We start from the raw sequence: 21,233 nt of genomic DNA, 5'->3' as shown, positions 1-21,233 counted from the left end.
ATGGAAAATAAAGAGAAAAAAATAGAAATTAAAGACCTTAGGGTTTCATTTAGAACTACTAATGGAACTGTAAAGGCTGTTAGAGATATAAATCTGGAATTAAATAAGGGCGAAACTTTAGCAGTAGTTGGTGAGTCAGGTTCTGGTAAATCTGTTACTGCAAAATCAATTATGGGTATATTAGCTCCAAACAGTATTGTTGAAAGTGGAGAAATTATCTATGACGGTAAAGACTTACTTAAGATAACTGAAGAAGAATATCATGATTACCGTGGTAGTAGATTATCTATGATTTTTCAAGATCCATTATCAAGCTTAAATCCTATTATGAAAATTGGTAAACAACTTACTGAGGCAATGATTCTTAATGGTAAATCAAATCAAAGAACTTCTAAAAAGGAATTTGATTATAAAATGAATTTACTAAAACATAATATGCGTGCAGCAGGTGTAAATGGTATTGATGAGAAAATTAATGAATTTAATAAATTTTCAAAAGAATCCAATGTTTTGGAAAGAAAATATAACTTAGCTTTTAACAATGCTAATAATGCTAGTGATGAAATTGAAGATTTACTAATTGACATTGTAAATGGAGTTCCTAAAGAAATTAAGGAACAAATTAAATATTTACTACCATTATTAAAAAATTCAATTAATGACTATGTTGTTGAAGAAGGTTTTAGTAAATACACTTCATTAATACAATCATTAGAAGAAAGTGCAAAAAGTTATACTGATATTAAGCAGTCACAATCAATTGTAAAAACTTTGACTGAGATAAAAGAAATTTTGGATGAAAAGGTATCTCTTGTTAAACCTGATTTCTTCTCAATGGGATATTATATTACTCACAAGGATAATGCAAACGTTAAAGTTAAAGATATTAAAGCTTTAAATATAGAAATGAGAGATTTTTTAGATGCTAATTTTATGAAAGATTTTGTAAATGTTGCGGAAAAAGGTGTTGAATATTCATATAAAAAAGCTTTTGAAGGAAAAAAAGCTGCTATCAAAGTATTAGAAGATAATTTAGATGTTTTTGAAGTAGAAGAATTACACAAAGATAAATGTATGGAAGCATCTAAAAAAATGATTGCTGCTGTAAATGAATCGATTGATAGATTGGCAATTTTGAAAGATAGTAAAGCGTATACATTTAATACTAGCTTGAATTATGAAATAAATTCATATTTTAATGGTATACCATCAAATAAGAAAAATTTAAATAAATTTGAAAAAGAAACTGAAAAAGTTAAAAAATTAGCTGCAAAGGGTAAGGAAACTCATAAAGTTACGCCAGCAGTAATTGTGGATTTAGAACTTGTTAAATCTAATATCAAAAAAATAATTATAAGTTTATTGGATGCATATAAGGATACTGTAGAAAAAAATCAAAGTGTTGATTTTAATAAATTAACTCTTGACATGATTGAGTATTTGGGAGAAAAAGCTTCTGCAATAGCATATAGGGTTACTAATACAATGGCTAAAAATAAAGCAATTAAACTTATGAAAGAAGTTGGTATTGCTAAAGCAAGAGAAAGATATTATCAATATCCATTTGAGTTTTCAGGAGGTATGCGTCAACGTATAGTTATTGCAATAGCACTTGCTGCAAATCCAGATATTTTGATTTGTGATGAGCCAACAACTGCACTTGATGTTACTATTCAAGCTCAGATACTTGAATTAATTAATAACTTAAAAAAAGAAAGAGAGTTATCTGTAATATTTATCACTCATGATTTGGGTGTTGTTGCTAATATGGCTGACAAAATTGCAGTTATGTATGCAGGAAAAGTTGTTGAACTTGGAACTGCTGATGAAATTTTCTATGAACCAGCACATCCTTATACATGGGCTTTGCTTGCTTCAATGCCTGACTTGGAAACAAAAGAAAAACTTGATGCAATACCTGGCACACCACCTAATATGGTTATTCCTCCAGTGGGAGATGCTTTTGCAGCGAGAAATAAATATGCTATGCAAATTGATTTTGAACAACAACCACCAATGTTTGAAATTTCTCCAACACATAAAGCGGCAACTTGGTTGTTACATCCTAATGCTCCAAAGGTTAAACCGCCAAAAATTGTTAGTGATCGTATTGCTAAAATGAAGAACATTAATAGTATGGAGGTGTCATCAGATGAACAATAGTGAACCACTACTTAAAGTAGAAAATTTGAAACAACATTTTAATGGTTTTAAGGCTGTTGATGGTGTAAGTTTTGAGATAAATAAAGGAGAAGTATTTGGGTTAGTAGGTGAATCAGGATGTGGTAAAACTACTACTGGTCGTACAATTATTAAATTAAATAATATAACATCTGGTAATGTTTACTTTAAAGGTCAAAGAATTTGTGCAGGTACTCTTTCTTATGAAGAGAAAATAGCAGATGCTAGGACTAAACTTAAAACTGCAACTGGTGAAGAAAAAGAAAAGCTTCAAAAGCTTATAAATGATCAAAGAGAGCAAATTAAGTTAGCTAAGATGGATCAGAAACATTGTGATAAAATTTATGCAAAAAATAATAATACAAAAGAAAAATTAATAACTAAAATCCAAATGATTTTTCAAGATCCTATTTCTTCTCTTGATCCTCGTATGACAGTTAAAGAAACCATTGCTGAAGGTTTGAGAATAAAGGGTGTCAGAGATGAAGAGTTTATTGACAAAAAAGTATTAGAGATGTTAGAGTTAGTTGGTCTTGTTCCAGAACATGCTGGACGTTACCCACATGAGTTTAGTGGTGGACAACGTCAAAGAATTGGTATAGCAAGATCTATAGTACTTGAACCAGATTTAATTATAGCAGATGAACCTATTAGTGCACTTGATGTTTCTATTCAAGCACAGGTTATAAATTTACTTAATGATTTAAGACGTAAAATGGGTTTAACTTTAATATTTATCGCTCATGATTTATCAGTTGTTAAATATTTTTCTGATAGAATAGGTGTTATGTATTTTGGTAAAATGGTTGAACTTGCGACTGCCAAAGATTTGTTTGCAAACCCATTGCATCCATATACAAAATCGTTATTGTCAGCGATACCAATGCCAGATCCACACTATGAAAAGAATCGTAAGAGAATAGCTTATGTTCCAGCATTAGCACACGATTATTCTGTTGACAAACCAGAATTAAGAGATGTTGGAAACGGACATATGGTATTATGTAATGAAGAAGAGTATAGAAAGTATTTAAAAGAAATAGAAGATAATGAGAAAATAAAAAAGTAAATGAATAATAGAGTAATAAATATGTAATATTATTAATTATACAGCGGGATTTTTTTCTCGCTGTATAATAATATATTGACTGGAGAATAATTATGAATAAGAAATATATTAAGTATTTCATAACTATTTTATTTGGTGTATTGGTTTCCTTTTCTGTGTTTAACACTAGAGGATTGTTTCAAGCAACAAGTAAAGCAGAAATTTATATGGATTTAAGTGATGGTTTTCTATTGCCTGGGATATTAATTTTAGGGTTTGGATTACTGCTTTTTGTGGCTAATTGTGGCGTGTTTGATCCGCTTTCATATGCTTTTGGTTCGTTTAAACAAGCAATTAAAAAGAAGGATAAAAAAGATCCTTTATATCCAAAAACATATTTTGATTATAAGCAAAAATATGTAGATGTAAAAGTTCCATTTTTGAGCTTGATAATTATAGGAGGCGTTTTTTTGTTATTGTCTTTTCTATTTAATTATCTTTTTTATTTAGTATAGAATAAAATATTTTGTTTTTTTTGTTGCAAAATTTAAGTATATAGATTATAATAATAAAAAGTTAAATAATGATAATTATAATGATAGGAAAAAGTAGTATATAAAACTAGTCAAAGAGAGACAGGGTAGGTGAGAGCCTGTTACATAGCTGTATATGAAGAACATCCTTGAATATTCAACCGAAATTTATAAAAGTAGGCTTGAACGCATCCAAAGCGTTATTTGGTCAAGTGAGCCTAGTGTAGGTTAATTTGGGTGGTACCGCGTGAGTTAGCTCTTTCGTCCCTGTTATTGTGGATGAAGGGGTTTTTTTATTTTAAAGTTATGTGATTAAGGTAAAATACTATGAGCATTTGCTTATTAGATATATTTAATAATAGGAGGAAAATTATGAAAGCAATTGAAATTAAAAAGTTGTTTGAAACAAAAGAATCATTATACGATAAAGAAATTTGTATAAATGGTTGGATAAGAACAATCAGAGATTCTAAGAACTTTGGATTTATTGTAATAAACGATGGAACATTTTTTGAAAATATACAGGTAGTTTTTGAAAATAATTTAAGTAATTTTGAAGAGGTAAAGAAATTTTCAACTGGTAGTGGAATAACAGTAAAAGGAATATTAGTTGAAACTAAAGAATCTAAACAACCATTTGAAATCAAAGCGACAGAAATAATTTTAGAAGCAGATTCTGAAAGTAGTTATCCTTTGCAAAAGAAAAAGCATAGTTTTGAGTATTTAAGAACTATTGCACATTTAAGACCAAGAAGTAACACTTTTTCAGCAGTGTTTAGAGTTCGTTCGCTGGCTGCTTATGCTATACACAAGTTCTTCAATGAAAGAGGATTTGTATATGCACATACGCCTATAATAACAGCAAGTGATGCTGAAGGTGCAGGAGAAATGTTTAAAGTTACAACGTTAGATTTAGAGAACATTGCTAAAAAAGACGGAAAAATTGATTACTCAGAAGATTTTTTTGGAAAGTCGGCAAACTTAACTGTAAGTGGTCAACTTGAAGCAGAAACTTTTGCATTAGCTTTTAAAAAGGTATATACATTCGGACCGACATTTAGAGCAGAAAATTCAAATACTACAAGACATGCTTCTGAGTTTTGGATGATTGAGCCTGAAATTGCATTTGCAGATTTAAGCGATGACTGTGATTTGGCTGAAGATATGGTTAAATATATTATAAAATACGTTATGGAAAAGGCACCTGAAGAAATGCAATTTTTCAATAAATTTGTTGATAAAGGATTATTTGACAGACTTAACAATGTTGCAAACTCTGAATTTGGTAGAATAAGCTATACAGATGCTATTAAAATACTGGAAGAAAATAATGCAAATTTTGATTATCCTGTTAAATGGGGAACTGATATTCAAACGGAACATGAGAGATATCTTGCTGAAACTATATTTAAAAGACCAGTTTTTGTTACTGATTATCCAAAAGAAATTAAAGCTTTTTATATGAGATTAAACGATGACGGAAAAACTGTAGCAGCGTCAGACATGCTTGTACCAGGTATTGGTGAAATGATTGGTGGAAGCCAAAGAGAAGAAAGATTAGATGTTTTATTAAAGCGTATGGAAGAAATGAAAGTACCTCAAGAAGAAATGAATTGGTATTTGGATTTAAGAAAATATGGTGGAGTAAAACATGCTGGATTTGGTTTGGGTTTCGAAAGGTTAATTATGTATCTTACAGGTATGACTAACATAAGGGACGTTATACCATTCCCTAGAACACCAAAATCTGCTGATTTTTAAAGTGATATAATCTATTTTGAGACGAAGTTTTATTCGTCTCTTTTTTTTTGATGTTACATAGTTTATTTAAGATATGTAACGATTAGTAAAATATTAATAATTGAATTGAAATATTTGTATAAGGGTATATAATAAAATACATAAATACATAAATACATAAATACAGAAAGGTGATAAATAGATGTTAATAAGAGAAAGAGTAAATAAATTACAACAGCTAATGAAAGAAAAAGGAATTGATGCATATATTATTCCAAGTTCAGATGCTCATCAAAGTGAGTATGTTGCTCCACATTGGACAGGTAGAAAATGGATAACTGGTTTTACTGGTTCTGCTGGTACAGCTGTTATAACCTTAAAGAGTGGTAATGGACTTTGGACTGATGGAAGATATTTTATTCAGGCTGAAAAGCAATTAGAGGGTTCAACTATTGATTTATTTAAAATGGGTCAACCAAGTGTACCAACAATATCAAAATGGTTAAAAGATAATTTAGATGAAAATTCTACTATAGGATTTGATGGAAAAGTTATATCAAAATCTTTTTTTGATAATTTAGATAAAGAATTGAATGAAAAATGTATTAAGTATAATCTAGATAATGATTTAATCGATGCTTTATGGAAAGATAGAGACCCGATTCCGATGGGAGAATTCTATTCTTTGGATGTTAAATATTCTGGTAAAAGCAGATTGGATAAAATTCAAGAAGTTAAAGAATATTTAAAAGAAAGTGGAAGTACACATTATGTATTAAGTTCACTTGATGATATTGCATGGCTGTTTAATATTAGAGGGGATGATGTACCTTGTAATCCAGTAGTTATTTCATATGCTGTTGTATCAAATAATGAAGTTGTATTGTTTGTTGATTCTAAAAAGTTAACTAAACAAATGAAAGCTGAATTAGAAAATGATAGTATAATAATCAAGGAATACACTGACTTACAAAACTATCTAGTAAAACTCAATAAAGATTGTATTATTACATATGACCCTATGAAAACAAATATGTGGATAGTTAATTCATTAGGTAGTGATATTAAGACAAAGGAAGCATTGAATGTTACTACTAAATTAAAAGCAGTAAAAAATGATATAGAACTTCAAAATATGAAAAATTCTCATATAAGAGATGGTGTTGCTATGGTAAGATTTTTACATTGGCTTGACACACATCTTGGAAAAGAAAAAATTACTGAAATAACTGTAGCTGATAAATTAGAAGAGTTTAGAAGCAAAGGTGAAAATTTCAAAGGATTAAGCTTTACAACAATTGCTGGATATAAAGATCATGCCGCGATGATGCATTATTCAGCAACTAAGGATACAGCATATGAACTTGAAAAAGAAGGAATGATATTAATTGATTCTGGTGGACAATATTTAGATGGTACCACTGATATAACTAGAACTATAGTATTAGGTAATTTAACTGCAGAAGAGAAAAGAGATTTTACTTTAGTGTTAAAAGGAGTAATAAATTTATCAATAGCTAAGTTTCTTCATGGTGCTACAGGAGCTAACTTAGATGTACTTGCAAGAGGACCACTTTGGAAATATGGTATTGATTATAAATGTGGTACAGGTCATGGCGTTGGATTCTTTCTAAATGTTCATGAAGGACCTCATGGATTTAGACAAAGTAATGTACCTACAGTTTTAGAAGCTGGTATGAATATAACAAATGAGCCAGGTGTTTATAAAGAAGGTAAACATGGAATAAGAACTGAAAACATTTTAGTTGTAAGAGATGATGAAACTACTGAGTCTGGTAGATTTATGAATTTTGAAACTATAACTTTCTGCCCTATTTCTTTAGATGGTATAGATGTAGAGCTATTAACTTCTGAAGAAAGAGCTTGGTTAAATAATTATCATAAAGACGTATATGTTAAATTAAGTAAATATCTTGATGAAGATGAAAGACAATGGTTAAGATATCAAACTAGAGCTATATAATGAAAAAATAATATTAAAAAGTTATAATCTAAAAAAGATTATAACTTTTTTTGAAATAATTTGAATAGCATGATATTTATATTTCATTGACTTTTAAACATATTAATGAGATAATAATAAAAGTAAAAACTTATAGATAGGAAAATTAGAAATGTTAAATGTATCATTTATAACGTTAGGTTGTAAAGTAAATCAGTTCGAATCAGAAGCAATGATGGAAATTTTTGAAGCCGAGGGCTTTAAAATTATCCCAGCTAGTAAAGAAAGTGATATTTTTATAATAAATACCTGTGCTGTCACAAAGGAAAGTGATAGAAAATCAAGACAGCTTATCAATAAAGCTAAAAGATTAAATAAAAACGCTTTAGTAGCTGCTGTTGGTTGTAGTGTGCAGCTTAATAGTGAAAGAATTAGTAAAGAGACATCAGTTGACATAGTTATTGGAACAAAAAACAAAAAAGAAGTAGCTAGACTTGTAAAAGAAAAACTTCAAAATCATGAAATAAATAATAAAATTGAAAAATTTAAACCGAATGAAAGCTTCGAAGAGTTGACTATTAGTAAAGAACATGAAAAAACAAGAGCAAACATAAAAATACAAGATGGCTGTAACCAATTCTGCACATATTGTATAATACCATATGTACGTGGTCCAATACGTAGTAGAAATAGCGATGATATAATTAGTGAAGTTAAATGTTTAGCTAAAAGCGGTTATAAAGAGGTTGTAATTAATGGAATACATATATCATCATATGGCAAAGATGTTGGAGTAGAAGGTGCCTTGATTTCCCTTGTAGAGCATTTGAATGAAGTAGATGGAATTGAAAGGATTAGATTTGGCTCTTTGGAACCAAGAATTATTACAGTTGATTTTTTAGAACGTTTATCAAAGCTGGAAAAAGTATGTGACCAATTTCATTTGTCATTACAAAGCGGTTCAGATACTATACTTAAAAGCATGAATAGAAGATATTCCGCTGATGAGTACATCGAAAAAGTTGATTTGATTAGAAAATATCTGCCAAATAGCGGTATAACTACAGATATAATTGTTGGTTTTCCAGGAGAAACTGATTATGAATTTAATGAAACATTAGAATTTGTTAAAAAAATTGAATTTTCTAGAATTCATGTATTTAAGTATTCAGTTAGAGAGGGCACTAAAGCAGCAAAATTTGAAAATCAAATTGATGGGAGAGTTAAGTCTACGAGAAGTAAAATTTTAATTGGTTTAGCAGAGCATTATGCTAATAAATTTATGGAGACGCAAATTGGTAAAACGGTTAGCGTGTTAATTGAAAAAAAAGAAGGAAATATATACGAAGGCTATACAACAAATTATTTAAAAGCTATAGTAAAAAGTGATTTAAATATTGAAAACAAGATAATAGATATGAAAGTTAATTCATATAAAGATGATTTGCTATTTGGAACACAAATATAATAAAATAATAAATTAAGGAGGTTTTTTATGAATTGTGTATTTTGTGAAATTGTAAATGGAAAAATTCCGTCACAAAAAGTATTTGAAAATGATAAAATATTGGCATTCAAAGATATTTCTCCTATGGCACCTGTACATGTAGTTATAATACCAAAAGAACATATAGAGTCTGTAAATCAAATTAATGATGCGAATTCAAGTATTATAACTGAAATCTTTAATAAAATACCTAAAATAGCTCAAATTATGGGTGTGGAAGAATCAGGATATAGAATTATCACTAATTATGGTGATGATGGTTGTCAAAGTGTTAAGCACATGCACTTTCATTTGTTGGGTGGGAAAAAGCTACCTGAAAATCTAGCTTAATAATATAACTTTTAAAAAAAATTGTATAAATAATTTAATTTTGTGATATAATGACTTTAGAATAATATATTTAATAATAGATAATATAAAAATTAAATTAACTAAAAAATTATCAATTAAAACTATTTAATCTTTATGGCTATCCTATGATTAGTAAAATATTTTATTTTTGTTGAATGTCTAATTGCAACGAGTTTACATCAAGGTAAAAATTATAGAAACATTTTTTAAGATTATCTTAAAAATTATTGAAAAATTAGCATAAATATATTGCAATTCTTAATTCTTTGTTATATAATGTAAAAGTGCTATTTTAAACTCGCTGTTGTTTAGGACATACAGTGGAAGAAACGAGGGGAGGGTAGCAAAAATGACAGAGGTTAAGGTAAGAGAAAACGAATCGCTTGACAATGCTCTTAGAAGATTTAAGAGACAATGTGCACTTACAGGAGTTATGTCTGAAGTAAGAAAAAGAGAACATTATGAAAAGCCAAGTGTAAAGCGTAAGAAGAAAGCTGAAGCTGCAAGAAGAAAAAAGAAAAAAATAAGATAAGAGAATAAGAGGTGAAGGTATGCCTTTGAAAGAGACCTTAGCTTTAGATTTGAAAGAATCAATGAAGTCTAAGGACAAAGTCAGAAAAAATGTTGTAACTTTGATAAGAGCTGCTATTAAGCAACGTGAGGTTGACGAGAGAGTAGAACTTAAAGATGCTGATATTATAGATATAATAGCAAAGCAAGTTAAACAAATGAAAGACAGTTTAGTAGTCTTCCAAAAAGGCAATAGACAGGATCTAGTTGATCATACAAATGAAGAGATCAAAATTCTTTTAGATTATTTACCACCTCAACTGTCAAATGAAGAGCTTGAACAAATTGTAAAAGAATCAATACAAGAAACTAAAGCTCAGACCAAGAAAGACTTGGGCAAGTTGATGGCAGTTATCATGCCAAAAGTTAAAGGTAAAGCTGATGGTAAGCATGTAAATCAGATCGTGGCTAAATACTTACAATAACTAAAAACCCTGTAAACAGGGTTTTTTTATTTGCAAAAAAAAGCTTACATATATTCATTTTTTTATATTCTTGACATATTTTTATAATAAAGGATGTGAAAAAATGAAAATAAATAAAATACGCAGCAAAATAGCTGATGAATTGGAATTACCTGATCATGTGGTGACTGATAATTTTGATATTAGAATACAAGGCAATAAAAGGGTAATTATTGAAAATCATATAGGAGTATTAATATATGAAAATGATTTAGTACATATTAAGACTAAAATTCAAAATGTAATTATTAAAGGGGATAAATTAAAAATAGGTGAAATTACAGATTTTTATATAGTAGTTAACGGTGCGATTAAGGAAATACAAATTAAGGAGTAATTTTATGCTTAGTCAAAGAGTGATTAAATTTATAAAAAGCTATGTAATTCTCAATTTTAATTCAACAAAATATGAAAAGATTCTAAATCTTTTACGAAGAAAAGGAATTATTGTATGGGACATCAACAAAAAAGAATCCGGGATAGAATTTAAAATACTTAAGAAAGATTATGAAAAACACAAAAAATTTTTCGAAGAGATTAACATGCTTCCTTTAAAAAAGGTTGGTATTGCTTATAAACTTAGGAAACTTTCAGTAAGAATTGGTTTTATAATAGGTATTGTAATTATCTTTATTTATGTTGCTATATATAGTTCTTTTGCATGGGAAATAAAGATTATTGGTAATGAAAAAATTACTCAAAGCGATATAATCTCTAGTTTGAAATTAAGCAATGTCAAAACTCCAATGAGTTTAAGTAAAATTAATAAAAGAGAAATTGAAAATTACCTTTATTCTCAGTTTAATGAGTTTAAATTTGTAGAAACTTATATAGAAGGAGTAAAACTTGTTATATTTGTAAAGGAGAGAAAGGAAGTAGAATATGAAAAATTTGACAAATCTCCATCAAGTATTGTTGCTTCTAAGCAAGCAGTGATTTATAAAACTGTAGTTAAGCATGGTGAATTACTGGTAAATGAGGGAGATGTTGTAGATAAAGGACAGTTGTTGGTGCAAGGTACTAAAAAAGGCGTAGATAATTCAAGTGTCTTAGTATGCTCGGATGCAGTAATATTAGGGTATACATATTATAATTTCAATTTAGTAGAACCAAAAGTTCATAACACATATGAAGAAACAGGGAAAAAAAGCATTATAAGAAATATAAATGTAAATGGAAAGACAATTAAAATTTTTGGCAATAATAATAAATATAAATATAAAAATGAAGTTTCAAATGTTATTGAAATACCAATTATAACAGATTTTTTACATATCTCATTTGAAACGGTTAAGCAGTATGAATTAAAACGGCAAAGTGAAATTGTTTCAAAAGAATATGCTGCAAATAAATTGACCATTGAGATGTATGAGAAGCTAGCAACAATGTGCAATAAGAACTGTAAACTTGAAAAGAAAAATATTATAATTGAAGAAACTAATAAAGATTTTATCCTAAAAGGAAAAATACAATTAATAGAAGATATTGGCCAGTATATTAAAATATATAATTTGCCAACTCCTGAAGCATCTCAAAATCAACAAAATGATGGAAATACATAAAATAAATAATATTATATGTGAATAAATTAATAAAAGTTGCATTGCAACTTTTTATTTTGACAAATTACGATTATATAATATAATATAGTTATATTACATTAATTATATTTTAATATTACATATAACTAAGTAAATTAAAGAAATATTTTTTCTTTTACAAAATGTTAAAAAAATAATATAATATATATACAATTAAAACAAATTATATAGCGTTATAAATAATAAAGTGGAGGTTAAATGGAGGAATTAGATAAGGTAATAATTATTGAAAATAGTATTACTATGGCAAAATTATTAGGTGCACATGATAAAAATTTAAAATTAATAAAAAGTTATTTTGGTTCTAATATATTAGTTAGGGAAAATGAAATAAAAATACTTGGTGATGATAATATTTCAACTGCTATTAAAAATGTTTTAGAATTAATCATAAAGGAAATTCAAGTTGAAGGTGAAATAACAGAACAAAAGATTTTATATTATATTAATTCATGTCAGGAATCAATTAATATTGATTACTCCTCAATGCTAGGTGATATAATTGTTACTACGAATTCTGGAAGGGTAATTAAACCTAAAACATTAGGTCAAAAAAGGTATTCTAATTTAATAAATGAAAATGATGTAGCATTCGGAATTGGTCCTGCTGGAACTGGCAAGACATATATAGCTGTTGCACAGGCAGTTAATGCATTAAGGAAAAAAGAAGTTGATAGAATAATTTTGACTAGACCTGCTGTTGAAGCAGGAGAAAAGCTTGGGTTTTTACCAGGAGACTTACAAGATAAAGTTGATCCGTATTTGAGGCCATTGTATGATGCATTGTTTGATATTATAGGTATGGATAATTTTTTAAAAAACGTTGAAAAACAAGTTATTGAAGTTGCACCTTTAGCGTATATGAGAGGTAGGACTATCGACTCTGCATTTATTATACTGGATGAAGCTCAAAACACTACTAATGAGCAAATGAAGATGTTTTTGACTAGACTTGGCTATGGCTCAAAAGCTGTTATTACTGGAGATATTACGCAAATTGATCTACCTGGTGGTAAACAATCAGGACTTAAAAGTGCGGCTAAAGTATTAAAAGATGTTGAAGGAATTGGTTTTATGTATTTTGATAATAAAGATATTGTAAGACATAAATTAGTTCAAGACATAGTAAAAGCTTATGAAAAATATGAGGAGAAAAGAAAATGAACGTAACGGTGTTGTGTGATAATAGACAAGAGTTTATGAAAATCACAGATGAAAATATTGAAGCAATGGAAAGGACAATAAAGGTTTGTATTGAAAATGAAAATTTAGAAGGAATTTTTGAAGTGAGTGTTTCCTTCGTTGTAAATGATGAGATAAAAAAATTAAACAATTTGTATAGAAATGTTGATAGTGCTACTGATGTTCTATCGTTTCCAATGGATGGAGAAGATAAAGAGTATTTTGGTGAGACTATTATGCTTGGTGATATTGTTTTATCAACAGAAAAAATTATTGAACAAGCTAAAGAGTTTGGACATAGTTTGGAAAGAGAATTGTTGTATTTAGTTACACACAGTATGTTGCATTTGTTTGGATATGATCATATACAAGAAGAAGACAAAAGTGTTATGAGGGAAAAAGAAAAGGAAATTATGAAAAAACTACATTTATTTAAATAAACCGAGGTGTTCTATGTATAAAAAACATGTAATTGCTGCAATTATGCTTATATGTATGTTCATTATGGCATCTTGCGGTAAAGAAGTAGATGATATAATAATGATTGATGATACTAGTAAAATTGTTATTGAAGATGAAGTAGGTAAAAACGAAGAAAATAATAACGAAGAAAATAATAATGAAGAAGAAATAGTAGAAAATGAAGATAATACAAATAAAGAAAAATCAAGTTTAGATGGCTTAATGTACGAAAAAGAACTTTTAACAAACAGGCCTATAGTATTTTCTATTGATAATCATCCCAAGGCAAGACCGCAAGCTGGTTTAAGTGAGGCTGAAATAGTTTATGAAGTAGAAGTTGAAGCACCATATACTAGATATTTAGCAGTTTTTCAGTCATTAGAACCTAAATTGATTGGACCAGTTAGAAGTGCTAGACCATATCTAATTTATCTATCTCTTGAATATGACAGTATTTTTGCACATGTTGGAGGTAGCGCAGAAGCTTTCCAAAAATTATATGATCTTTCTGTAGCGGATATAGATGGTTTATATACTTCAGCAATGTGGAGATATTATGATACAAACAAATATGCTCCCCATAATTTGTACACTTCTTCAAAAAAATTAAGAGAAGATGCATCAAATAAAAATTATAAGACTGAATTTGAATTTGATGGATATAAATTTAATGATAGTGATTTAGATTTAAATAATAATGTTGGTGCAAAAAATGTAGAAATAGTTTATAATAATAGCAATTCAACTAATTATGTTTATGATGAAGAAGCTAAAGTATACATAAGATTAAAAGATGACGAAAAGCATTTTGATGAAAATAATAATAAGCAAATTACTGCTAAGAATATATTAATCTACTCTGTAGATAAGAAAGTTTTAGATAATGAGGGTAGACTATACTTAGGTGTAATTGGAAAAGGTTTTGGGTATTATATAACAAATGGGAAAGTTATTGAGATAAAATGGCAGAAGGATTCAGAAACAGACAGAACAAAATTTTATTATGATAATCAAGAAATAAAATTAAATCCTGGAAACACATGGGTTCAAGTTGTCAACAAAAGAACAGAGGTAAATATAACTGAGTAAGGAGGTAATAATATGAATAATAAAGAGCTTATTAAATTAGCTATGGAAGCTAGAGAAAAATCATATAGTCCATATTCCAAATTTAAAGTTGGAGCAGCTATATTAACAAAGAGTGGCAAAATTTTTACAGGTTGTAATATAGAGTCTGCTTCATATACTCCTACAATTTGTGCAGAAAGAACAGCACTTGCAAAGTGCGTTTCAGAAGGTAACTTAGATTTATACAAAATTGCTATTGTAGGTAGTTTTGATAAGATTTCATATCCATGTGGAGTATGCAGACAATTTTTGAGAGAGTTTGGAAAAGATTTAATAGTTATTTGTGCTAAAAACGAAAATGATTTTTCAGAATATACACTAGAACAATTACTTCCAAACAGTTTTGGACCTGAAGATTTATAAATTAAGAAACGAAAGAGAGAAAAATATGTTTAAATCAGGATTTGTTACCATAATAGGAAGACCTAATGTTGGTAAATCAACGCTTATGAATAATATGATAGGTGAAAAAATTTCTATTATGTCTGATAAACCTCAGACAACTAGAAATAAAATACAAACAGTATATACAGATAAAGAAGCTCAGATAATATTTTTAGATACACCTGGGATTCATAAACCTAAAAATCACTTAGGTGAATTTATGAATACAGAGGTTGATGAAGCGTTAGATGATATGGATTTAGTTATTATGATAACTGATGAGTCTAGTAAAATAGGACCAGGTGATGAGTATATACTTGAAAAAGTTAAAAGTATGAATTCAAAAAAATTATTGGTTATTAATAAAATTGATAAGCATAGTAAAGAAAACATGCTAGAAGTAAGCAATCAGTTTGAGGAATATGGTATATTCGATGAGATTTTACTAATATCAGCACTTACTGATGTTGGAGTTAAAGGACTTATTGAAAAAATTAAAGAATATTTAAAAGAAGGTCCTATGTATTTCCCAGAAGATTATTTAACTGATAGACCTGAGAAATTTGTAGTTGCTGAAATAGTTAGAGAAAAAGCTTTAATGTATTTACAAGATGAGGTTCCACATGGTATAGCTGTTGAAGTAGAAAAGATGAAAGAAAGAAAAGATAAAAATCTTATAGACATAAGAGCTACTATTATTTGTGAAAAAAAATCGCATAAGAGTATTGTTATTGGCCAAGGTGGAAGAAAAATTAAAGGTATAGGAAAAAGTGCGAGAAAGGATATTGAAAAATTACTTGATTGTCAGGTTTTTTTAGAGCTATGGGTAAAAGTATCGCCTGATTGGAGAGATAATAACAATTTACTTAAATCATTAGGATATGATAAAAAATGATAATTGATGATGAAATATTAGTTCTTAAAGAAGTAAAGTACAAAGATAATGATAAAATTCTCCATGTTATATCAAAAAAACATGGTAAAATGCAGATAATGTCAAGAGGATGTAAAAAAAATAACAGCCCTCTTGTAAATATATCTCAGATAATGGCATTTTCTAGATGTCAGTTGTTTGTTAGCAGAGATATGTATATAATTAATAATGGAGAGTTAGTCAACAATTTTTATAATATAAGAAGCAAGATAAGTGCATTTTTATATGGTACATATATTCTAGAAGTGTTAAACTATATTTCTCATGAAAATGAAGTAGATGAAAAAATTTTTGATATGACTATCAAACTTTATGAAGTTCTCGATAAGGTTGAAGATAATGAAAAATTAGTAGAAAATATTATTTCAGTATATGAATTAAAATTAATTTCTATGTTAGGATACAGGCCGCAAATAAAAAAGTGTATAACTTGTGGTTCTAATTTATTTATGAATAAAATTTATTATTTTAATGTACAAGATGGGGGTATACAATGTAATAAATGTGCAAATATCGCAGAAAAAGGTTTAAATGTAACCAGTAATGAGATAGTTGCATTAAATGAAGCATTGAGTGTTAAATTAGATAATATCGAAATAATAAAATCTATTGATGAAAAGTTAAATATTTTAATCAGAAGGTATATGTTTTATTATATTGGAAAATCTAATTTTACAACTTTAAAATTTTTGAAAAAGGGTGATATATATGGATAAAATATTAGAAAAAATCGACGAGGTAGTAAAAAGAACAAATGTATCCTACAGGGAAGCGAAAGAGGCATTAGAAAATTCAAATAATGATGTTCTTGAGGCTGTAATTTATATTGAAGAGAATTTAAAATTTTGCAAATGTGAAGCAAACGCAAAGAAAAAAGGCGAGCAAATTATCAATGAAATAAAGAAAGTAGTTGAAAAAGGAAATGTGACCAAAATCACTATTAAAAGAAAAAATGAAATAGTATTAAACATTCCAATTACAGCTGGTGCTGTTGGAATAATCTTAGCTCCTTTTTTAACTTTAGCAGGCTTGACTGCTGCTTTGTTAACAGAATGTACTATAGAAATACAAAAAGATAATGGTGAAATTATTTATGTTAATGACGAAGTAAATAAAGGAGTTAATACAATAAAAGACGAATTTAATTGTATAAAAAAACATTATAAGAAAAATTAAATTGATAATAAAAAATATTTAATTATCAATAATTATTTAATTTTGGAGGAAAAAATGGCAAAAGCTGAAAAAAATAAATTGGAGAAGTTTGTAGCATTATCTAAATCAAGAGGAATAATTTTTCCGGGTTCTGAAATATACGGAGGACTTGCAAATACTTGGGACTATGGTCCGCTTGGAGTTGAAATTAAGAATAACGTAAAAAAAGCTTGGTGGAAAAAATTTATACAAGAAAGTCCATACAATGTAGGTCTTGATGCAGCGATACTTATGAATCCTCAAACATGGGTAGCATCAGGACACGTTGGTGGTTTTAGCGATCCACTTATGGATTGTAAAGAATGCAAAGCACGTTTTAGAGCGGACAAGTTGATCGAAGATTATTTAAGAACACAAAATATTGATCAATCTGTAGATGGATGGTCAAATGAGCAAATGGAAAAATATATAAATGAAAAAAATATAGTTTGTCCAGAGTGTGGAAAATTAAACTACACTGGTATTAGACAATTCAACTTGATGTTTAAAACTTTCCAAGGCGTAACAGATGGTTCGAAATCTGAAATATATCTTAGACCAGAAACAGCGCAAGGTATATTTGTAAACTTTAAGAATGTTCAAAGATCATGTAGAAAGAAAATTCCTTTTGGTATAGGTCAAATAGGAAAATCATTTAGAAATGAGATTACGCCTGGTAATTTTACTTTTAGAACAAGAGAATTTGAACAGATGGAATTAGAATTTTTCTGCAAGCCAGGTACAGATTTAGAATGGTTTAACTATTGGAGAAGTTATTCTGCAGAATTTTTATATAGTTTAGGATTAAAAAAAGAAAACTTAAGAATTAGGGATCATGAAAAAGAAGAATTAAGTCATTATAGCAATGCAACATCAGATATTGAATACTTATTCCCATTTGGTTGGGGTGAATTATGGGGTATCGCAGATAGAACAGACTTTGATTTAAATGCACATGCAAAAGTTTCTGGTGAAAAGATGGAATATCAAGATCCTATAACTAATGAAAAATATGTTCCATACTGTATTGAACCTTCAGTTGGTGTAGATAGAGTTATGCTTGCATTGATGCTTGATGCATATGATGAAGAAATTTTAGACGGAAATGAAACTAGAACTGTTTTAAGATTACATCCAGCAATTGCACCGATAAAAGTTGCAATATTTCCACTTGTTAAAAAATTGAAAGAGCCTGCAACAGAATTATTTAGTAGCTTGCAAAAACACTTCAATGTTGATTATGACGAGTCCGGTGCAATAGGAAAAAGATATAGAAGACATGATGAAATTGGAACACCATTCTGTATTACATTTGATTTTGATTCATTAGAAGATAATGCAGTAACAGTTAGAGATCGAGATACTATGAAACAAGAAAGAATAAAAATAGATCAATTAGTTGAATATATAAGTGGAAAAATAAATTTTTAATAAGAAAGTTCCCAAACATGAAAGGGGGATGTTAATATTAAACTATCAAATAGACAAGAACAAATAATTAGAATTATACAAGAAAGTCAACCAATAACAGGTGAAGCAATAGCAGATAAAATAGGTCTTACAAGGGCAACCTTGAGACCTGATTTAGCTGTTCTATCTATGTGTAAAATAATTGATGCTAAACCTAAAGTTGGATATTTTATTTCTCAAGCAAAAGCTAACGAAGATTTAGCAGATAAACTTATGAATATAAAACTTGCAGATGTTAAATCTTTACCAGTTGTAGTAAACGAAGGTACAAGCGTTTATGATTCTATTGTGACACTTTTCTTGGAAAATGTAGGAACTCTTTTCGTTGTTGAGGACAAATATTTAAAAGGAATAGTATCAAGAAAAGATTTATTGAAGGCAGCTATGGGCGGCGGAGACTTAAGCACAATTCCTATAGGAGTAATAATGACAAGAGTACCAAAAGCAGTATATTGTACTGAAAATGAAAGTATAATTGATGCAGCGGAAAAAATAATTGAGCATGAAGTTGACTGTATTCCGATAATTGAATTTGATTTGAGTAGTAAAATGATTATTACCGGAAGAATTTCGAAAACTAATGTAACAAAAGTAATGCTTGATCTAGTTAAATAGGGGGTTGATAAAATGGAAAGAATGAACATATACGCGGTATCTGATTCAATAGGTGAAACAGCGCAACAGGTAGCAAAAGCAGTAACTAAACAATTTGATATAGTTGATTTAGAAATTAAAATTATTCCTTATGTAAGTGACATTGAAACTATAGATAAAATTGTTGACAGAGCAGAGAAAGAGGATGCATTAATTGTATTTACTATAATTGTTGAAGAATTAAAAAATTATTTAGTAACAAAGGCAGAACAGCATAGTGTCGCAGTTGTAGATGTTATGACACCACTGTTATTGCCATTAATAAAAAAACTTGGATTAGCACCTAAAAGAGAACCAGGTTTACTTAGAAAGCTAGATGATAAGTACTTTAAAAAGGTTGAAGCAGTTGAATTTGCTGTAAAATATGATGATGGTAAGGATACTAGAGGTATTCTACTTGCTGATATAATTCTATTAGGGGTTTCAAGAACATCTAAAACTCCATTAAGTATGTATTTAGCACACAAAAATATTAAAGTAGCAAATGTACCATTAGTACCTGAAGTGCCTATACCAGAAGAACTCTTCACAATATCTAGTAAAAAAATTATTGGATTAACTATTGATCCTGATCAGTTAAATAGAATTAGAAAAGAAAGATTAAAATCTTTAGGATTAAAGGATACTGCTAATTATGCCAATATGGAAAGAATATTGCAAGAATTAGAATATTCGAAGATGGTAATGAAAAAATTAAACTGTAGAATTATTGATACTACCAATAAAGCAGTTGAAGAAACAGCGTCAATGATTTTTGATGAATCATTTGAATTTATTAAATAAGTAGAAGTATCGTAATTAAATGGTGGTAATATAGGAGAGTGTTAAATGAACGTTAGAGAAACCTATGAAGAGCTAGAGGAGAAGTTCTTGTCATCTTATGCTGTTAAGAGCAAAGATAGCCTGGGAAGAGATTATATTGAGGATAAGTGTGAAATTAGAACAGATTTTCAAAGAGACAGGGATAGAATTATTCATTGTAAAGCATTTAGAAGATTAATTCATAAAACTCAAGTATTTCTTTCACCTGAGGGTGACCACTATAGAACAAGATTGACTCACACACTAGAGGTTTCACAAATATCACGAACGATTGCTCGTGCGTTGAAATTAAACGAAGATTTAACAGAAGCAATTGCTTTGGGGCATGATTTAGGTCATACCCCTTTTGGGCATTCAGGAGAAAGTATGTTAAATAAGCTAGTGAGCACGGGCTTTAGTCACAATGTACAAAGCTTAAGAGTTGTTAATATATTGGAAACAAAGAGCAACGTGTATAGAGGACTGAATTTAACCAAGGAAGTAAGAGACGGAATTGTTAATCATACTGGTTCTAATGAACCTATGACACTTGAAGGGAAAATAGTTAGATTTTCTGATAGAATTGCTTATATAAACCACGATATAGATGATGCTGTGCGTGCAAATATTATAACGATTGACCAAATTCCTAATGAATATAAAAGAAATTTGGGTTATTCACATAGTGAACGCATAAATACAATGATTAATGATATAATAAAAAATAGTGAAAATTTAAATGAAATTAAAATGAGTGATAAAACTTTAGAAGCTACTTTAAAATTGAGACAGTTTCTATTTGAAAATATATATTACAACAAAACAGCAAAATCAGAAGAGCATAAATCAGATTTTGTAATTAGTAATTTATTTGATTTTTACATGAACAATATGAACAAAATGCCTAAATTTTATTTAGATTTGTATGACAAAATGAATTTTAACAAAGAAGAAATAGTAAAAGATTATATTTCAGGGATGACAGATAGATATGCTCTAAAATTATTCAGAGAGCTATTTGTTCCTAATCCGTGGGATAAATAAAATAGTATAATTTTGTTGAAAA

The 21,233-nt window shown here is 28.7% G+C and carries 22 protein-coding genes, 2 pseudogenes and 1 other annotated feature; all 24 genes and pseudogenes read left to right on the top strand.

Features of this window, described 5'->3' with window-relative positions; translation table 11 throughout:
* Positions 1-342: pseudogene (locus JYG23_RS05230) on the top strand (ATP-binding cassette domain-containing protein); the annotation flags it as partial.
* Positions 328-2,163 carry an oligopeptide/dipeptide ABC transporter ATP-binding protein gene (locus tag JYG23_RS15135; RefSeq protein WP_371818641.1) on the top strand — a complete coding sequence of 612 codons (1,836 nt, stop codon included), beginning with the start codon at positions 328-330 and terminating at the stop codon, positions 2,161-2,163. The pseudogene JYG23_RS05230 and the gene JYG23_RS15135, both read left to right, overlap by 15 nt.
* Entirely contained in the window at positions 2,153-3,250 is a 1,098-nt protein-coding gene (locus JYG23_RS05220; RefSeq protein WP_207237493.1) for an ABC transporter ATP-binding protein, read from the top strand. The genes JYG23_RS15135 and JYG23_RS05220 overlap by 11 nt, the downstream gene beginning before the upstream one ends.
* A 92-nt stretch (positions 3,251-3,342) precedes the next feature.
* Positions 3,343-3,744 (top strand): DUF3899 domain-containing protein, encoded by a 402-nt coding sequence (locus JYG23_RS05215; protein ID WP_207237492.1) that lies wholly within the window; start codon positions 3,343-3,345, stop codon positions 3,742-3,744.
* Between the two features lie 71 nt (positions 3,745-3,815).
* Positions 3,816-4,034: a binding site (T-box leader), on the top strand.
* A 100-nt stretch (positions 4,035-4,134) separates the two neighbouring features.
* Positions 4,135-5,523, top strand: a complete 1,389-nt coding sequence (gene asnS / locus JYG23_RS05210) for an asparagine--tRNA ligase (protein ID WP_207237491.1) — start codon at positions 4,135-4,137, stop codon at positions 5,521-5,523.
* Positions 5,524-5,704: 181 nt separating this feature from the next.
* Positions 5,705-7,486, top strand: coding sequence for an aminopeptidase P family protein (locus tag JYG23_RS05205; protein WP_207237490.1), 1,782 nt, complete (start codon positions 5,705-5,707; stop codon positions 7,484-7,486).
* Positions 7,487-7,637: 151 nt separating this feature from the next.
* Complete coding sequence (gene mtaB, locus JYG23_RS05200) at positions 7,638-8,933, top strand: tRNA (N(6)-L-threonylcarbamoyladenosine(37)-C(2))-methylthiotransferase MtaB (protein WP_207237489.1); 1,296 nt, start codon at positions 7,638-7,640, stop codon at positions 8,931-8,933.
* A 27-nt stretch (positions 8,934-8,960) separates the two neighbouring features.
* Entirely contained in the window at positions 8,961-9,302 is a 342-nt protein-coding gene (locus tag JYG23_RS05195; RefSeq protein ID WP_207237488.1) for a histidine triad nucleotide-binding protein, read from the top strand.
* A gap of 370 nt (positions 9,303-9,672) precedes the next feature.
* The gene (rpsU, locus tag JYG23_RS05190) at positions 9,673-9,855 is read left to right on the top strand and encodes a 30S ribosomal protein S21 (RefSeq protein WP_207237487.1); all 183 of its coding nucleotides are present in this window, start codon (positions 9,673-9,675) and stop codon (positions 9,853-9,855) included.
* A 19-nt stretch (positions 9,856-9,874) separates the two neighbouring features.
* Complete coding sequence (locus tag JYG23_RS05185) at positions 9,875-10,318, top strand: GatB/YqeY domain-containing protein (protein ID WP_207237486.1); 444 nt, start codon at positions 9,875-9,877, stop codon at positions 10,316-10,318.
* Positions 10,319-10,421: 103 nt separating this feature from the next.
* On the top strand, positions 10,422-10,694 hold the full coding sequence (locus JYG23_RS05180; RefSeq protein WP_207237485.1) for a YabP/YqfC family sporulation protein: 273 nt from the start codon (positions 10,422-10,424) through the stop codon (positions 10,692-10,694).
* A 4-nt stretch (positions 10,695-10,698) separates the two neighbouring features.
* The gene (locus tag JYG23_RS05175) at positions 10,699-11,919 is read left to right on the top strand and encodes a sporulation protein YqfD (RefSeq protein WP_207237484.1); all 1,221 of its coding nucleotides are present in this window, start codon (positions 10,699-10,701) and stop codon (positions 11,917-11,919) included.
* 237 nt (positions 11,920-12,156) lie between these two features.
* The gene (locus JYG23_RS05170; RefSeq protein WP_207237483.1) at positions 12,157-13,122 is read left to right on the top strand and encodes a PhoH family protein; all 966 of its coding nucleotides are present in this window, start codon (positions 12,157-12,159) and stop codon (positions 13,120-13,122) included.
* Positions 13,119-13,580, top strand: a complete 462-nt coding sequence (ybeY, locus tag JYG23_RS05165) for an rRNA maturation RNase YbeY (RefSeq protein WP_207237482.1) — start codon at positions 13,119-13,121, stop codon at positions 13,578-13,580. Before JYG23_RS05170 ends, ybeY begins: the two co-directional genes overlap by 4 nt.
* A gap of 13 nt (positions 13,581-13,593) precedes the next feature.
* Entirely contained in the window at positions 13,594-14,691 is a 1,098-nt protein-coding gene (locus tag JYG23_RS05160; protein WP_207237481.1) for a DUF3048 domain-containing protein, read from the top strand.
* 12 nt (positions 14,692-14,703) lie between these two features.
* Complete coding sequence (cdd, locus tag JYG23_RS05155) at positions 14,704-15,093, top strand: cytidine deaminase (RefSeq protein WP_207237480.1); 390 nt, start codon at positions 14,704-14,706, stop codon at positions 15,091-15,093.
* 25 nt (positions 15,094-15,118) lie between these two features.
* Positions 15,119-16,009 carry a GTPase Era gene (era, locus tag JYG23_RS05150; protein WP_207237479.1) on the top strand — a complete coding sequence of 297 codons (891 nt, stop codon included), beginning with the start codon at positions 15,119-15,121 and terminating at the stop codon, positions 16,007-16,009.
* Entirely contained in the window at positions 16,006-16,764 is a 759-nt protein-coding gene (gene recO / locus JYG23_RS05145; protein ID WP_207237478.1) for a DNA repair protein RecO, read from the top strand. Before era ends, recO begins: the two co-directional genes overlap by 4 nt.
* The gene (locus JYG23_RS05140) at positions 16,757-17,224 is read left to right on the top strand and encodes a DUF4342 domain-containing protein (protein ID WP_207237477.1); all 468 of its coding nucleotides are present in this window, start codon (positions 16,757-16,759) and stop codon (positions 17,222-17,224) included. Before recO ends, JYG23_RS05140 begins: the two co-directional genes overlap by 8 nt.
* Positions 17,225-17,278: 54 nt before the next feature.
* Positions 17,279-18,673, top strand: a complete 1,395-nt coding sequence (locus JYG23_RS05135; protein WP_207237476.1) for a glycine--tRNA ligase — start codon at positions 17,279-17,281, stop codon at positions 18,671-18,673.
* A gap of 36 nt (positions 18,674-18,709) precedes the next feature.
* A pseudogene (locus JYG23_RS15130) lies at positions 18,710-18,820 on the top strand (HTH domain-containing protein); the annotation flags it as partial.
* Between the two features lie 21 nt (positions 18,821-18,841).
* Positions 18,842-19,327 carry a CBS domain-containing protein gene (locus JYG23_RS05130; protein ID WP_371818629.1) on the top strand — a complete coding sequence of 162 codons (486 nt, stop codon included), beginning with the start codon at positions 18,842-18,844 and terminating at the stop codon, positions 19,325-19,327.
* 12 nt (positions 19,328-19,339) lie between these two features.
* Positions 19,340-20,149, top strand: a complete 810-nt coding sequence (locus JYG23_RS05125) for a pyruvate, water dikinase regulatory protein (RefSeq protein WP_207237475.1) — start codon at positions 19,340-19,342, stop codon at positions 20,147-20,149.
* Between the two features lie 45 nt (positions 20,150-20,194).
* Positions 20,195-21,211, top strand: coding sequence for a deoxyguanosinetriphosphate triphosphohydrolase (locus JYG23_RS05120; RefSeq protein ID WP_207237474.1), 1,017 nt, complete (start codon positions 20,195-20,197; stop codon positions 21,209-21,211).
* The last annotated feature ends 22 nt before the right edge of the window (positions 21,212-21,233 follow it).

This window comes from Sedimentibacter sp. zth1, from assembly GCF_017352195.1.
GTDB lineage: Bacteria > Bacillota > Clostridia > Tissierellales > Sedimentibacteraceae > UBA1535.
This window is presented reverse-complemented; position numbering and strand designations above follow the sequence as displayed.